Annotated in this window: 13 protein-coding genes; 8 read left to right on the forward strand and 5 right to left on the reverse strand. The window is 62.3% G+C overall.

Annotation, left to right across the window (positions count from 1 at the left end):
- Positions 1–22 precede the first annotated feature (22 nt).
- The gene (metG, locus tag F561_RS0108330; protein ID WP_019009500.1) at positions 23–2,083 is read right to left on the reverse strand and encodes a methionine--tRNA ligase; all 2,061 of its coding nucleotides are present in this window, start codon (positions 2,081–2,083) and stop codon (positions 23–25) included.
- Between the two features lie 392 nt (positions 2,084–2,475).
- On the opposite strand from metG, the gene F561_RS0108335 reads away from it, so the two are divergent.
- From F561_RS0108335 to F561_RS0108345, 3 genes are all read left to right on the forward strand, one after another.
- Complete coding sequence (locus F561_RS0108335; protein ID WP_019009501.1) at positions 2,476–3,681, forward strand: MFS transporter; 1,206 nt, start codon at positions 2,476–2,478, stop codon at positions 3,679–3,681.
- A 122-nt stretch (positions 3,682–3,803) separates the two neighbouring features.
- Positions 3,804–4,400 carry a Holliday junction branch migration protein RuvA gene (gene ruvA, locus F561_RS0108340; protein ID WP_019009502.1) on the forward strand — a complete coding sequence of 199 codons (597 nt, stop codon included), beginning with the start codon at positions 3,804–3,806 and terminating at the stop codon, positions 4,398–4,400.
- Positions 4,401–4,430: 30 nt separating this feature from the next.
- Positions 4,431–5,690, forward strand: coding sequence for a low temperature requirement protein A (locus F561_RS0108345; RefSeq protein ID WP_019009503.1), 1,260 nt, complete (start codon positions 4,431–4,433; stop codon positions 5,688–5,690).
- A 112-nt stretch (positions 5,691–5,802) separates the two neighbouring features.
- Here the strand turns inward: F561_RS0108345 and F561_RS0108350 are convergent, their stop codons facing one another.
- On the reverse strand, positions 5,803–7,659 hold the full coding sequence (locus F561_RS0108350) for a hypothetical protein (RefSeq protein WP_157451666.1): 1,857 nt from the start codon (positions 7,657–7,659) through the stop codon (positions 5,803–5,805).
- Between the two features lie 319 nt (positions 7,660–7,978).
- On the opposite strand from F561_RS0108350, the gene F561_RS0108355 reads away from it, so the two are divergent.
- From F561_RS0108355 to F561_RS0108375, 5 genes are all read left to right on the forward strand, one after another.
- A complete protein-coding gene (locus F561_RS0108355; protein WP_157451667.1) occupies positions 7,979–8,332 on the forward strand; it encodes a hypothetical protein in 354 nt (117 codons plus the stop codon).
- 456 nt (positions 8,333–8,788) lie between these two features.
- On the forward strand, positions 8,789–10,861 hold the full coding sequence (locus tag F561_RS0108360; RefSeq protein ID WP_019009506.1) for a protein kinase domain-containing protein: 2,073 nt from the start codon (positions 8,789–8,791) through the stop codon (positions 10,859–10,861).
- A 3-nt stretch (positions 10,862–10,864) separates the two neighbouring features.
- Positions 10,865–11,140, forward strand: coding sequence for a glutaredoxin family protein (locus tag F561_RS0108365; protein WP_019009507.1), 276 nt, complete (start codon positions 10,865–10,867; stop codon positions 11,138–11,140).
- Between the two features lie 75 nt (positions 11,141–11,215).
- Positions 11,216–12,172 carry a signal recognition particle-docking protein FtsY gene (ftsY, locus tag F561_RS0108370; RefSeq protein WP_019009508.1) on the forward strand — a complete coding sequence of 319 codons (957 nt, stop codon included), beginning with the start codon at positions 11,216–11,218 and terminating at the stop codon, positions 12,170–12,172.
- A gap of 511 nt (positions 12,173–12,683) precedes the next feature.
- The gene (locus tag F561_RS0108375) at positions 12,684–13,262 is read left to right on the forward strand and encodes a CAP domain-containing protein (RefSeq protein ID WP_019009509.1); all 579 of its coding nucleotides are present in this window, start codon (positions 12,684–12,686) and stop codon (positions 13,260–13,262) included.
- Between the two features lie 143 nt (positions 13,263–13,405).
- Here the strand turns inward: F561_RS0108375 and F561_RS0108380 are convergent, their stop codons facing one another.
- Genes F561_RS0108380 through F561_RS0108390 form a run of 3 tightly spaced genes read right to left on the reverse strand, consistent with a single transcriptional unit; the run spans position 13,406 to position 15,842 of the window.
- A complete protein-coding gene (locus F561_RS0108380; RefSeq protein ID WP_019009510.1) occupies positions 13,406–14,113 on the reverse strand; it encodes an ABC transporter ATP-binding protein in 708 nt (235 codons plus the stop codon).
- On the reverse strand, positions 14,110–14,907 hold the full coding sequence (locus tag F561_RS0108385; RefSeq protein WP_019009511.1) for an ABC transporter ATP-binding protein: 798 nt from the start codon (positions 14,905–14,907) through the stop codon (positions 14,110–14,112). Before F561_RS0108385 ends, F561_RS0108380 begins: the two co-directional genes overlap by 4 nt.
- Positions 14,904–15,842, reverse strand: a complete 939-nt coding sequence (locus F561_RS0108390) for a branched-chain amino acid ABC transporter permease (RefSeq protein ID WP_019009512.1) — start codon at positions 15,840–15,842, stop codon at positions 14,904–14,906. Before F561_RS0108390 ends, F561_RS0108385 begins: the two co-directional genes overlap by 4 nt.
- Positions 15,843–15,935: the final 93 nt, after the last annotated feature.

Below are 15,935 nucleotides of genomic sequence, written 5' to 3' on the forward strand. Positions count from 1 at the left end.
GCCGTATCCATCCTGGCAGGCTTCAGCGAACTTTGGTGCCGCTGGGCAGATCCAGTTTCAGGCCCACCAGATCGAGGTTGCCCTGATCGTCTTCGGCGGCCAGAATCATGCCCTGAGACTCGATACCGCGCAGCTTGGCAGGCTTCAGGTTCGCCACCAGAATGACCTTGCGGCCCACCAGATCTTCGGGGGCGTACCACTTACGAATGCCGCTGACCACCGTGCGGACCTCATCGCCCATCTTCACGGTCAGCTTGAGCAGCTTGTCGGCTTTGGCAACCGCTTCGGCAGCCAGCACCTCGGCCACGCGCAGGTCGATGCGGGCAAAGTCGTCGATGGAAATCAGGGCTTCGCTGGCAGCGGGTGTATTGCTCGGAACGGCGTGGGCGGGCGCAGTCAGCAGGGCGGCTGGCTGTTCAGCGGGTTTGGCTGGAGGCTGAGTTTCTTGGGTCTGAGTCTCTTTGAGTTGGGTCATGGTCTGTTTCTCTTTTTTGGGGGTGGGGACTGGGGCTTCGTTCGGGTCGGTTTTGGCGTTCTCGGGTTTGGGAAACAGAATCGGGCCGCCCAGCACGCGGGTTCCGGCAGGGGTCAGGCCCCAGGCTCCGGTCAGGGTATAGGTCTGCCCGCCCAAGCCCAACTGTGCGCGGAGTTCTTTGGCTTTGGCCGGAATCACGGCTTCCAGGCACACACTTGCCACGCGCAGGCCCTCTACGGCGGTGTACAACACCGTATCCAGGCGAGACTGGGTGTCCTCGGATTTTGCCAGCGTCCACGGCGCACTTTCGGCGATGTAGCGGTTCAGATCGCGCACGAAGTTCATGGCCGCTTCAATCGCCATGTTGATCTTGAGGTCGTTGACCAGCCGCAAAATCTCGGCGGGCAGGGCCAGCGCCGCTGCCTCTATGCCGTGTTCGCGCTCGCTGGGGGTGTGGGCCTGCGGAACCACGCCGCCCCGGTACTTCTGCACCATGCTGACCGTGCGCGAGAGCAGATTACCGAGGTCGTTGGCAAGGTCGCTGCTCAGGCGGGAGACCAGAATGCCCTCGCCATAAGCGCTGTCTGCACCCAGGGTGGCCTCACGCAGCAGGGTATAGCGGATGGCGTCTACGGAGTGGTCGCGCACCAGTTGCTCGGGGTCTATCGCATTGCCCAGGGATTTGCCCATCTTGCGCCCGTCTTCGGCCAGAATGTGGCTGTGGACGACCAGTTTGCGGTACAGCGGCAGCCCCGCCGCCCGCAGCATGGTCGGCCAGAACACGGCGTGCGGCTTCAAAATATCCTTGCCGATCACGTGCCAGGCGGTGCCGATCACGTCAGGAGATTGGCCCCGGCTGACAGGTGCAGAAACGTAGTTCAGCAGGGCGTCGAACCACACGTAGGTGACGTGGTCGGCGTCCCAGGGCAGTTCTATGCCCCACGGTACGCGGGATTTGGGGCGGCTGATGGAGAGGTCGCCAATCGGCTCGCGCAGCATTTCCAGAACTTCGTTGCGGTATCCGGCAGGCTGAATAAAGTCCGGGTTGGCCTCGATATGCTCCAGCAGCCACGCCTGATACTTCTCCATCTTGAAAAAGTAATTGGCCTCGCGCCGCAGCTCTGGCGGGTCTTTGTCGCCGGGATAGCGCCGCACACCGTCCGGGCCTTCGACCAGTTCCTTGTCGGTCACGTAGCGCTCAGCCCCCACCGAATATAGTCCCTCATACTCGGCAAAATAGATGTCTCCGGCGTCGTGGACGCGCGTCAGCACTTCCTGTACAAACCGTTTGTGGCGACCTTCAGTGGTACGAATAAAATCGTCGTAGCTGATCTCCAGGCGGTCCCACAGCCCCTTGAAGGCCCGTAGGCTCAGGTCGTCTACAAAGGCTTGCGGTGTCTGTCCGGCTTTGGCGGCAGCTTTGGCAATCTTTTCGCCGTGTTCGTCGGTGCCGGTCACAAACTGTACTTCTCGCCCCGACAGGCGCATAAAGCGGGCAATGGCATCGGCCAAGATTTTTTCGTAGACATGCCCGATGTGCGGCGCACCGTTGGCATAATCAATGGCGGTGGTAATAAAAAAATCTTTCTTCTCAGGCTGATTCGTCATGTTGGCCTTCTCCTCGCCCGGCCCTTTCCCTGATGAGAGGAACGCCGGGGCAACCTAGTTAAGATACAGAACCCAGCCGCGCTTGGAGGCAGCTTGGGTGTACGTCGTCGCCGATACAAAAAAAGAACGCTTCTTCCCGCGCCCTGTGCCTCTGCCTGACAGTTGCCCGATTATTGGTACTGGAAGAGAAATCCGGTGTCAGACCAGCCGGGGCATTCGCGCCAGCATTCGTCCGCCTGAGGGCAGGGGAGAGGGGCTGGGGTACATAGGCTGAGTTTACCCGAAACGCGGCGCGGCGCAGTACGCCAACTGGCCGGGAGAATTGGACGGCCTGATCTTCAGGCAGCTTTACCTGACATACTGCTTGACTTTTTCAAGTTAAAGTACCGGACATGACCCGCACCGCACCCACTCCAGCTGATACCCGGCCCACGGTTTCCGGCCCGCCCTCTGCCCTTCCAGATCGCCTGACCAGTCTGACGTTGCTGTTGCTGGCCGCGCTGACCATCATGTCGGGGGCCACCATCGCGCCCGCGCTGCCCGCCATGCAGGCCCACTTTGCCGATCAGCCCAACGCGAACCTCCTGGTCAAATTGGCGCTGACCATCGTGGGATTGGTCATTGCCGTCAGTGCGCCCCTGAGTGGCGTCCTGGCCGATAGATTTGGGCGGCGGCCCGTGCTGCTGTGGTCGTTGGTGCTGTACGCGGTGGGCGGGGCCAGCGGGCTGTTTGTGCAGTCTCTGGGTGAGGTGCTGGCTGGCCGGGTGATCCTGGGCTTTGCAGTGGCCGGAACCATGACCGCAGGCGGCGCACTGGTCAACGACCTGTTTTCTGGGCCTGCACGCGGCAAATTCCTGAGCCAGCAGGCGGCATTTACCAGCTTCGGTGGGGCGGTGCTGTTGCCGCTCGGGGGCTTGCTGGCGGGCGTGGGCTGGCGTGCGCCGTTCGGCATCTACCTGATTTCGCTGCTGCTGATTCCGCTGGTGTTGCGCCTGCCTAAGGGCGTACCGGGCGGCGTGACCCCAGCCGAAGCTGCCGAAAAACCGCGCTGGTTGGCAGTGGCGCTGGTGTACTTTCTGGCGCTGGCCTACATGGCCGTGTTCTACCTGATGCCCGCGCAGGGGCCGTTTCTGCTTCAAGCGTTGGGGGCCAAACCCGCCGCGACGGGCCTGCTGCTCGGGGCCTTTACCCTGATCGCTGCTCTGACCTCGCTCGGTTATTCGCGCTTTGCCGGACGCTTCGACCCCCGGCGGGTGGCTGCGCTGGGCATGTTGCTGCTGGCCGGGGGCTGGGGCCTGGTCTCTGCGGCCCACAGCATTCCCGCCGTGCTGGTGGGCCTTGTGGTGGCTGGATTGGGCGGCGGTCTGGTGTTTCCCAACCTCTACGCCTGGCTGGCCGATCTGACGCCTGCCGCGTGGCGTGGGCGCATCACTGCCGGAATGAGCAGCGCCGTGTTTTTGGGCCAGTTCCTCAGCCCGCTGGTGCTGGCCGCGCCCACCGCCCATCCCGCACAGGGATTCGTGTGGGGATCGGTGGGCATTGGTCTGATCGGTGCAGGACTGCTGACACTGAGCCTGGTGAGGCCCAAGTCGGCCTAGACGGCACAAATCAGCCCAGTGAGGTTCAGGGCTGCCGCGCCGCACAACTCTCAACACAACCGAAACCCTGCACTCCAGCTTTGGCCCTGTTTGAATCACTGCGCCGCACTAGAATCTCACGTGTGATTGCTTACCTGAGTGGCGTAGTGCGCGAAATTCGTGATGGAAGCGCCGTGGTGGTGGCGGGCGGGGTGGGCTACGAGGTGCAGTGCCCGGTGAGTACGCTGGGCCGCCTGAAAGTCGGTGAGGTGGCCGAATTCAATACCCGCTTTGTGGTGCGCGAGGATGCCCAGTTGCTGTTCGGATTTTCGGACGCCGACAGCCTGCGCCTGTTCGACCTGCTGATCGGGGTCAGCGGTGTAGGGCCAAAGTTGGGACTGGCGATGCTGTCAGGAATGCCGGTCTCGGCACTGGCTCAGGGTCTGATCGGCGGCGACGTGAAGCTGCTGAGCAGTGTCTCGGGCGTGGGCAAAAAGACCGCTGAACGGCTGGTGCTGGAGCTTCAGAACAAAATCCCTGAGCATCTGGCCGCGCCTGTGGTGGGCGGCGTGAAGGTGATGCCCGTGCAGAGCAGCGCGGGCCGGGACGCCATAGACGCGCTGCTGGCACTGGGATTCCGTGAGGCCCAGGTGCGCGGGGTGGTGGCCGAATTACTGGGCGCTGATCCGGAACAGACGGCAGACGCCCTGATCCGCAAGAGCCTGGGACGCCTGAGATGACCCAGGTTATGAGATGGCCCAGGGTCTGAGATGACACAGGGCCATCCCGAAGGCATAGACATCGAGAACGACCTGAATGTCTCCGAGGCGGATTCGTCGGCAGCGGGACAAGGCGATGGAGATACGCCCGATGAACAGAAGGTGTCCTGGCTGGAGCTGTTTTTCGACCTGATTTTCGTGGTGGGCTTCGATCAGCTCGCCAAGCGGCTGGGGACCTCGCCCAGTGCCGAGAACATGGGAATTTTTTTGCTGATGTTTACGGCGGTCTGGTGGGCCTGGGCAGGCAATACCACCTTCGCCGGGCGCTACGGTAACGATGGCCGCGCCTACCGCTGGGGCACGGTTGTCCAGCTGGTGTCCATGTCCATGATCGCGCTGTCTCTGCGTGGCGACGTGCAGGACACAGGAGCGCTATTCGCGGTGGCCTTCGCCTTCAACCGGGCCGTGCTGGTGGTCATGTACCTCGCCGTTCTGCGACAGGCTCCCGACGCGGTGCATTTTGTGCGCCCCACGGCCATAGGCTTTGGCGCGGCAGCCCTGCTCTGGTTGGCTTCAGCCCTGTTTGTCCACACGCCGGGTATCCTGCTGGGCTTCTGGGTGGCGGCATTGGCCGTTGATATCCTCACGCCTATCCTGATCCGTTCACGCAGTCTGGAGGCGCTGCCGCATCAGGGCCATCTGCCCGAACGGGTGGGCCTCCTCCAGATCATTGCGCTCGGAGCCATCGTGACCGAGGTGGTCAACGGTGGGCGGCAGCAGGACCTGAGCCTGACCTTCCTGGCCCCCGCGCTGTTCGCCATCCTGACCTCGGTGGCGCTCTGGCGGCTGTACTTCGATCAGCCCCGCCTCCTGCCCATCCTGTCGGCACACCATGACTCCAGGGTGGGGGCGCTGCTGGTCTGGCTCTACGGGCATCTGCCCTTCACGCTGGGGATCATCATGCTGGGCGTGGGGCTGGGGCACGGCATCAGTCAGGTCGGAGAAAAAGACGCTGCCAATCTGCAACTTGTGGCGTGGCCGCTGGCAGCCGTGTTCCTCACGCTGGCAGCCCAACGCTGGAATGCGGCCCGCCTCACCCCGCACCCGCCCCTGGACCGCAGCATGATCACCCTGTTGGTCGGCGCGGTCGTCAGCGCCGCGCTCGCCTTCAGCGCTCTGGAAACTCAGGCCCTCCACGCCGCCGTATTCGGTATCACAGGCGTTGCTGCCCTGATCGTCGCCACCGATCCGGGAACGCGCCGTCTGGGAGTGATCGAAGAAAAGCGCGGCGGAGAAGAAGCGCCGCTGTAGGGCAGTTGCCAAAAATAAATATAAATACTGTCCGTTTTTCACTGAACGGTGTGAATCGATTGGGGAGACCGGAGAGCCGCCGCTCGGGCGTCCCTGCCATCCTGGGCTGCTCTCAGTTCTTGGTATCGAAAGGCGCGTGCATGGTGTGGCTGAGGTTATAACCGGGCGACTTATTTTCCAGCGTGCCGGGCAGCGTATGTTCGTTGGGATCGCTGGGCGGCGGCGCGTCGTGTAGAGCGGCAGCGGCCAGCCACGTGCCCTGGCGCACCAGCAGCAGGCTCAGGCCCGGTACGCGCACCACTAACAGGTCGTGCAGGGTGGCCGCCGGGTGTCCGGGCAATACGGCGGCCAATTCGCCCTTATAGTCCAGCCGGAGGGTCAGGGCACGCTCGCCGCTGCGGAGGGTCACGGGGTCCTGGCCCAGCAGCACACTGACAAACTGTCTGGCGTGGGGCAACTGCACCGAGGTCATGGCCGCCGGAGAGGGCAAAGATTCTGGCGTGAAGGTGGCAATGTGCAGGGCCTGATGCAGTCCGATGGCCCGGTCGTCTGTCAGTCCCAACTGCTCTGCGGCCATGCGAATGCCCGTCGCCACGTTGGAGGGTGCCGAGCGTTGAATACGCGACATCAGGGCCTCGACCCCTTTACGTGCAAAAGCGACCAGCGTTTCGGAAGGAGCAGAGGCGTACTTTTCGGCGCTGCTGGAGCCGAGCGCCGCCGTATCCACACTGCCGCCGCGCATCAACTGGGCAGCGGCGCGGGCCAGGCGCAGGTTCGCGTAATGCTCATTGTCGTCCAGCAGAAGGGCGATGGCCCTCGCCTTGGATGCCAGCCGCCCTATATCTTCTTCGGGGCGGCCATCCACGCTGAGCAGGACGTAAGCGCCGCTGATAAATACCCGAATCTGGGCGCGGGCTGGCCCGATCAACGTGCTGCGCTCGGAGGCAGGCAGATCGGTTCTGAGCAGCGCCACATGGGGGCCAAATTGCAATTGCCAGTTGTTGCCGATCGGTTGCCAGCGCAGGTCCATGCCGCGCCACTGAGCGGCCTGCCCTCCATTCAGATGAATCACCAGTTGGTCTTTACCGTCGTCGGGGGTAGGTAACGCCGACTGAGGGGCCTGCGCGTACAGGATGCTGTGGCTGGGCGTGCCTGCCATCGTGGCGCTTGGGGCCGCCGCCAGCAGGTCGTCCAGCGTGCGCTGCAACTGGCGGGCCGCTTCCCGAATGGCGGGGCGTTCGCGGGGGTCGCGGGCCTGTGGGTACTGGGCACGCAGGGCGGCCACCAGGGAGGCGCGGGCTTCGGGGGCCAGCCGTTCGCGCTCGGCGGCGGCGATGCGGGCTTCCATCACGTCTTCATCCGGATGGCGGGCAAAGGGTTCCTCATGGGCGGCAGACAGGGCTGTCCTGACGCGCAGACGGCCTTCTTCGGTCAGCAGCAGATCGGCAAAGCCGACGGTAATGTCGGTCACCACTTCCGGGTCGTGCAGCGAGACGAGGGGGTCGCCCACTGCCGGGACGGCCAGCCGTGTTCCGATGCTGCGGCACTCGCGTTCGGCGTTTTCCTGCACGGTATACAGAACTCGCAGGGTGGTTCGGTCAGGTTCACGGCCCCATAACTGCGCCAGTTCCAGCAGCGAAGCCTTGAGCCGGGTGTGCCAGGCCATGCGCTGCAATTCTTCCCAGGACTGGGATTCGGGGCTGTCGGCGCGGGCGGGCGCACTCCACTCGGGCACAGCAGCAGACGCGGGGCGGGACAACACCGGGGCCACGCTGCCCGATTTGAGCAGGTTGCGGTACTGGCGGTCACATTCCATCATTCGGCGCAGCAGCATCGGTTCCAGCGGCGCACTCAGCAGCGCGTCACGCAGTTCGGTCAGCGAGCGACGCCCACCACGCGGCACACGGCCATCCACTGCGTCGGCGACCTTGTATTCATACAATTCCACCAGTTCGGCCCAGTACGTCACGCAGAAAGTATAGAGAAGCGCCGTCACGTAAATCTGTCGAAATACGCGTCTTTATTAATCGCGGCGTGAGCTGGTCTCCATGAGCTGACGAGGCAATCTCAATGTACCGGACCCGCTGTCAAGTACCCACGAGCTTCTCCTTACAATAAGGTGATTGAAATGTCTCAACCCTGACAGCAGCCGGATACCCCTCTGTGGGGAACGAGAGCACGAGTTGCAGCACTGGCTTTCATGTGACTTCTTCTGGTGATGGCGACACGAATGATACGGTGAGTATTGCCTATCCATGACCGCTTACTCACGTCGGAACCTCTTTCTTGTGCTGATTCCTCTTGCCGCCCTTGTCGGCATCGGACTCCGGTTAGCGCAGTCACCAGAGACCCCTCCGCCGCCACTCGTCATTCCAGCGGATGATCCTCTGATTGAACCAAAGGAGATCACAAATGCCTGTGCATCGCACGCCAAATTCACTCTGGCCAAGATGTACGGCGTTGATGGACGGCAAAACCGCTTCAAGGAAGTGATGAAAGTGACCGACCAGACATGGCGCGTCACTGGTGAAATCAGGGCCTATATGGGCAAGACGGTTCAGGTCTACCCGTATGAATGCTTGAATGGCGCAGGTACGATCGGTGTGAACATCCATCCACAGGTTGGAGAGAACCATCCATAAAGTGATTGGGAGGCAGGAAACAGGATGGTTCCCTTGAGTTCCTCGACGTTCCCAACAAGTGGCCTCCATCTCCTCCAGCCTGAGCTGCAGAGCTGGGGCCACAATGACGCTCGACTGATCATGAATGCCAAGTGGCCTGCGGTCAATAGATCCAGGGCCGTCAGATCTGAAACAGTCGCCTGCCTCTCTGCTCAGCCTCCTGCCTGAAAACCAGGGTCGGTCTCGCTTGGGAATGTCCATTTATTAACATGAAGGCGGAAGCTGTAGATGGGAGCAAAACTGCCGCAATTCGTTTCGACTCTCTTGCTCAGAGGGCTGTTCAGGACTTTGCCGCTCTTTCCAATGGACAGGTGCAGCTTCCTGTAAGTTCAGCGCAAGGGCTGTCCAGTATAACTAGGAGGACATGACGCCCTTTTTGCCCCTACCACTCGCCCGTTGTCCTGCCTGGGGTGGCCTTTGAATCTGCTGCTGCTGACCGCCCTGTTCGTGGTCGGCCTGCTGCTGACCGTGCGGGCCAGCGAGCGGATTCTGGCTGTGCTGGTGGCCGTTTTGAGTGTGGGTATCGCCATTCTGATCGTGGCGTTGGCAGTCGGCTCCGGCAATGGAGCTGTGGGCCTCGACCGTGCCCAGGGTGTGCTGATCGTCGTGGCAGTGCTGGTGGGAGGCGCGGCCTTTACGCTGGGTGGACGGGGATTTTCTCTGTCGATGCGGCCTGCGCCCAAGCCCACCCAGCCGGTGCGGGTTGTGCGCACAGCCCCGCCTGCACCCCCACCATCCCGCCGCGCCACACTGGCCCAGACGGCCACCGATCTTCGTTTTCAGGATTACGAGGTGATGGACCGGATCGGCATCGGCGGCATGGGCAGCGTCTACCGCGCCCGCAGGCGGCAGGACGGGCGTATCGTGGCCCTGAAGGTGCCGCAGGAGAAATACCTCGCAGACGCTAAATTCGTCAAGCGTTTCTACCGGGAAGCCGAAGTGCTCAAGCGCTTCAATCACCCCAACGTGGTACGCGTCTACGACTACCGGATGCAGACGCCTGAGCATTACATCGCCATGGAGTTTCTGGACGGAGAGAGCTTGGAAGCCGTACTGGAGAGCCGGACCATGAGCTTTTCGGAGGGCGCTCAGGTGATCCGCGCTCTGGCCGATGCCCTGCGCCATATCCACATGCAGAATGTGGTTCACCGTGACATCAAGCCCGCCAACGTGATGGTCGTCAAAAACGCTTTCGTGGAGGGCCAACTGCGTGAAGGCGGCGTCAAACTCATGGATTTCGGAATTGCGGTGGGCAAGGTACTGACCCGCCTCACCATGACCGGTGCGCGGGTGGGCACGCCAATCTACATGGCCCCCGAGCAGGCCAAGGGCAACCGCGTGGACGCCCGCAGCGACGTCTATTCGCTGGGTCTGCTGGCCTACGAGATGGTCACCGGGCAGACCGCCTTCAAGGGCAGCTATGAAGCAGTGGTGCATCAGCAGGTCTTCGAGTCGCCCAAACCGCCCAAGCAGGTGCGCCTGGAGGTGCCGGGCAAGCTGAACGACCTGATTCTCAACATGATCGAAAAAGACCCGGCCATGCGCCCCACGCTGGATGAAGTGATGGCCCGGATAGATGCTGGCGTGCTGACCGACGAGGTGTTTTCCGATCCGGTGACGCTGGCGATGAGTGTGCAGGAAAAACGCGGCACATTGCGTCTGCTGGATTTAAAGGGCAAATTGCGCGTCAGCATGCGCGATCAGGGGAATGCGGAAGGCAACCTGCCCAGCGCCCCCAACGCGATGGCGGGCGACGCCGAGGGCAACCTGTACGTGACCCTGCTGGAATACCGTCAGGGCAAAACAGGGGCGCTGGTGCGCAAGCTTTCTCCCGATGGACGCGAGCTTCTGGCGTTCGGCAGCTACGGCCTGGGCGAGGGCGAACTGCTGCAACCCGTGGGGATTGCCGTTGCCCAGGGTCACGTGTATGTGCTGGACGGCGAGGCCCACCACGTCAACGTGTATACCCCGGATGGGCGATTCGTGCGGCGCTTCGGCGGGCGCGGGCAGGGCCTGGGACGTTTCGAGCGTCCGCGTACCATCGTCGCCGCTCCCGATGGGCACGTGTACATCCTCGACAGCGGCAACAACGAAGTGCAGAGATTCACGCCGCAGGGCGAGTACATCAGCCGCTATGCCTTCCGCCTCGACCGCAACAGCGAGAATCTGCGCCCGCTGGACGGCCTGGGCATTGACGGTTACGGCGCGGTGTATATCGTGGACGGAGTGGCCCGCAAAATTCGTAAGATCGAGGTGGACGGCACGCCCGGCGTGACCTTCACGCTCGAAACCCTGGTGGGCGAACCCACCGACGCGCCCTGGCTGCTTCAGATCACCTCCGACGGGCAGATTTTTGCCGTGCGGCAGGGCGGGCAGGTGCTGCGTACCTTTTCGGGCGTGGGCGACCTGATCACGTCCAACGATATGTACGCTCCGGTGCAGTCGATGGCGCTTCTGACCCGGCCTGTGCCGACGCCCGTTCGGAGCTGAGCCGTGCCGCCAGAATTGGTCCTGCCGGAACTGACCCTCTATTCCCGGCCCGGTTGTCACCTCTGCGAGCAGGCGCACGCGCATCTGCTGGCGCTGGAGTACCGCTTTACGGAAGTGGATATCACGGGCAACCCTGAACTGGAGCACCTGTACGGGCAGGATATCCCCGTGCTGGCTGCCGGGAAGCGCGTGCTGATCAAGGGCGTCTTCAGCAAAGGCCGCCTGAGTACGCTGAAGCTGCTGCTGGTGCGCGAAGCGAGGGGCCAGCATTCCGGTTGACTGGAGCAGGCCGCGCTATCGTAGAGCCATGCTGTCTTTTCTTCTTCCCAATCACACCTTCTTCGTGGTGCAGGCATGAGTTGGCTGGAGCGTCTGCGCGACGGCCTCAGCAAAACGCGCAAGCAGATCAATGACACCGCCGGATTTCTCGGCAACGATGTGCGTGACGTGTTTACCAACCGTCTGGACTCCATCGAGGACCTCGAATATGCCCTGATTGCCGCCGACGTGGGCCGCGCCGCCACCGAGGAAATTCTGGAAGATATCAAGCGCAGCGAGAAAACCAACCTGCAAGAAGCGCTGATGGAAGCCCTGACGCTGCAACTTGAACCCGATGCCCGCCGCGCCGAGTTCCGCAAGCTGGGTTTTGCGCCTGACGCCAGCCGGGGCCGTGTAGATCCCAAGGGGCACGTCATCATGGTCATCGGGGTCAACGGGGTGGGCAAAACCACCACGATTGCCAAGCTGGGCCAGTACTACATGACCCGGGGCAAAAGCGTGATGTTTGCTGCCGGAGACACCTTCCGGGCGGCAGCAGGCGCACAGTTGGGCGTGTGGGGCGAGCGCCTCGGCATTCCGGTGGTGCAGGGCGCAGAGGGCAGCGATCCGGCGGCGGTGGCCTTCGACGGCGCAGCAGCCCGCACGGCACGCGGCACCGATCTACTGTTTGTGGATACGGCGGGGCGGCTCCACAACAAGCACAACCTGATGGAAGAACTGAAGAAGGTGCGCCGGGTGATCGAAAAGGCCGACCCCGGCGAACCCAGCGAAGTCTGGCTGGTGCTGGACGCCGTGACCGGGCAAAACGGCTTGCAGCAGGCCAAAAAGTTTCATGAATCCACGCCGCTCACAGGCGTTATCGTGACCAAACTGGACGGCACCTCCAAGGGCGGCATTCTGATTCCAATCGTGCGTGAACTGGGCGTGCCCATCAAATTCATTGGTGTGGGCGAGCAGGCAGGCGACTTACAACCTTTCGACAGTCAGGAATTCGTGCGTGCCCTGTTCGACATAGACATTCCCAAAAGCTGAGACGAAAAGAAAATGGTCTGCGTGAGGTGGACGCGCCGCTGATGAGGTTCTTTGGGGTGCGGTCACCTCACGGGATCTGGATGAGAGTGTCCCAGACCTGAAAGAAGTTTCTTGAAGCCTGCCCTGTCTTTTTCAGACCGGGGAGGCTTTTTATCAGATCTATCAGTCGATCAGGATCTTAATTTAAGCGTCAGATTGGACTGTAAACTCGAAGTTGTCCGTATATAACAGGTCGGCTGGACAGTTGGAGGTGAATTGAGGCTAAAGACGGCCTGCCCACTAGGACTTACTTTCTGTCAGCGGGGGGACCTTGAGGCGATCTGAGGGAAATTATGGGTGTGGGCATACCCCCGTCTGGGGATTTGGTGAGGGTTTTTTCACATCAAGGCCGGAATTGCCGGCTCTGTGACATTAATGATTGATCCTGTGAGCGGTCTGACAGCATGCAATTTCTAGAGTAGGGGCACTTCAACCGCACAGCATCCTCTCAGTGCGACAAAGGAACACCCTGATGCTCCAGATCAAAGTTGCACGTCTGACTGCCCTCACACTGACCATCATTGGAGCCGCTGCCCTCACTTCCTGCGGTGGCAGCACAGCACCTATCCCGACGCCCCAGGCCACTGTGCCCGCCACAACCCCGAAAGCTCAGGATGCCGGAAGCCAGACCATGAGTGCTGAGGAGGCCCAGGTGCTGCGGGAAGTGAACGCCGCCCGCGCCGTGGCCCGCACCTGCGGAGACGTGGCTTACGCGGCCACGACGCCCTTGACCTGGAACGGCTTTCTGGCGGGAGCAGCCCGCGCCCACACGGCGGATATGGCCGCCCGTAACTACTTCGCCCACGTCTCGCCCGAGGGCAGCACGATTTCTATGCGTGCAGAGGCCGCAGGTTACACGGGCTGGCTCACGCTGGGCGAAAACATCGCTGCTGGGTACACCATTCAGAACGTCGTGCAGGGCTGGATCGATAGCCCCGGCCACTGCAAGAACCTGATGGACCCCAAGTTCAAGGAAATGGGCGCGGGCTACACCTACCGGACGGGCAGCACCTACGGCACCTACTGGGCGCAGGAATTCGGCACCCGCTGAACAACGGTGTGCAGTAGTGCAGTTCTGAGAGCAGTACGGAATCTGTGTTGAAGTCAGATTCAAATTGCGACAAATAATGGGCGCGGCAATCCTGTGAGGGGGATTGTCGCGCCCGTCTTTGCTGGCCCTCAGAGGAGTTGGTTCTAGCCTCCCAGATAGGCCTGCAAGACCCGCTCATCGCTGACCAGTTCGGCACTGTTGCCCTGCAAGGTCAGTTGGCCTGCATCCAGCACGTAGGTGCGGTGACTGCTCTGCATCGCCAGCCGCGCATTCTGTTCGACCAGCAAAATCGTCACGCCCTGCGCGTTCAGCTCGCGGATGATGTCGAAGATTTCGCGGACGATGATGGGCGCGAGGCCGAGGCTGGGTTCGTCCAGCAGCAGCAGTTTGGGACGGCTCATCAGGGCGCGGGCAATGGCGAGCATCTGCTGCTCTCCGCCCGACAGCGTTCCAGCCATCTGGTTTCGGCGTTCACCCAGGCGGGGAAAACGGCCATACATCCGTTCTATGTCGGTCTTCACCTCGGCGTTGCTGCGGGTGTAGCCGCCCAGCTCCAGGTTGTCCTGGATGCTCTGGCGGGCCAGCACCTGCCGCCCTTCCGGACTCTGCGCGATGCCCAGCTTGACGGCTTCGTCGGCGGGCAGCCGGGTAATGTCGCGGCCCATGAAGGTAATTCGGCCCGCTACCGGCTTCAGCAGGCGCGACACGGCCCGTAGCGTGGTCGTTTTGCCCGCACCGTTGGCCCCGATCAGGGTCACGACCTCGCCCTCGTTCACGGTCACGCTCAGGTCACGCACCGCCTGAATCGCGCCGTAATTCACGCTCATATTCTCAATGCTCAGCAGTGTCATTCGCCCCCCAGATACGCTTCGATGACTTTGGGATCACGCTGCACGCTTGCCGGGTCGCCCATGGCGATCAGTTGCCCAAAGTTCAGGACGGCTACCCGGTCACACAGGTTCATCACCAGCGGCACATGATGTTCGATGACCATCACCGTCAGGTCGAAGCGGTCGCGTACTTCCCGGATAAAGGTGGTCAGGCTCCCTTTCTCGGAGGTGTTCATCCCGGCGGCAGGTTCATCCAGCAGCAGCACGCGGGGTTCGGTCGCCAGCGCACGGGCGATCTCCAGACGCCGCTGATCGCCGTAGCTGAAGTTCCCGGCCTCCTCCCCGGCCCGGTCGGACAGGCCCACCAGGTCCAGCAACTCCCAGGCACGCCGCTCCACCTGCATTTCCTCGGCGCGGTTGGCCCCGAAGATCCCGCGCCACAGCCCGGCATGGGTGCGTGTATGCTGCGCGATCTTCACGTTTTCCAGCGCCGAAAGTGCCCTGAACAGCCGGATATTCTGAAAGGTGCGGCTCATGCCCAGTGCGGCGACCCGGTGCGGCGCGAGGCCCAGCACGGGGCGGCCTTCATAGGTCAGGGTGCCGCTGCTGGGCGGCGTCAGGCCAGTCATCAGATTGAACAGGGTGGTCTTGCCTGCCCCGTTCGGCCCGATCAGCCCAAAAATCTCGCCCTCGCGCACGTCGAAACTCACGTCGTTGACGGCCACGAGGCCGCCGAAGCGCCGGGTCATGTTGCGGGCTTCCAGTACCGTTCTGGAGGCGGTTTTGGGTGTGCTGTTGGGCAGAGAAGCGGTCATGGTGTGCCCCCTTTGGCGTCGGTGGTGGGGGCCACAGGTGGGCGGGATGGGGGCGGCGATCTGCGGAGTTTGCCCAGTGCACCCACGATGCCCTGCGGCAGATACAGGCTGGCCACCACCAACACGAGGCCGTTGATGACCAGACGCCAGTCCTGCAAGAAACGCAGAAGTTCCGGCACGGCGGTCAGGAGTGCCCCGCCCACCACCGGCCCCCACATGCTGCGCGAACCGCCGATCAGCACGAAGGCGAGGATAGCAATCGAGGCGTCGAAGGTGCCCTGCTTGGCATTCCAGGTGTTCAGAAACGGCGCACTCATGGACCCGACGATGCCTGCGATGACGGCCCCGATCACGAAGGCCAGCACCTTGTATTGGGTTGGCGGCACGCCCATTGCGTCCGCCGCCAGTTCATCTTCCCGAATGGCCCGGAAAGCACGGCCCACACGTGATTTTTGGAGCATATAGGTGAAAGCCAGCACCAGCAGCAGCATCGGCCCGAAAATCAGCAGGTATTGCCAGCGGTCCTGAAAGCCGAAGGTCTGCGGAATGCCGAAAATGCCGATGGCTCCACCGGTGATGCTCAGGTTCAGGGCCACCACACGCAGGATTTCAATGAAGGCGATGGTGGCGAGCGCCAGATAGATGCCGCGCAGCCGCAGTGCCGGAACGCCCACGATCACGCCTGCCAGAGCGCACAGCAGGCCCGCCGCCAGCCAGGTCAGTGGGAATATCCCGTTTCCCAGCGTGTCGCGCAGGCCAGCGAAGGCCGGATTGGTCAGCATGATGGCCGCCACATATCCGCCCAGCGCATAGAAGCCGGGGCTGGCAAGGCTCAGTTGCCCAGCCATCAGCGGAAAATACAGACTGAGGCCCAGCAGTCCGGCCTGAATCAGCGTGACCAGCAAAAAGCCGTAACTTTGTAGAAAGTCGCTCATGGATGACCTAGGTACCGCTGTGAAATCGTAATCGCCAATTCGGATGACATGCCTGTTTTCCCCCTCTGCTGTGCAGCCCTACAAATTTCAGCC

Origin of the sequence: Deinococcus aquatilis DSM 23025, from assembly GCF_000378445.1 — a bacterium.
Taxonomy (GTDB): domain Bacteria; phylum Deinococcota; class Deinococci; order Deinococcales; family Deinococcaceae; genus Deinococcus; species Deinococcus aquatilis.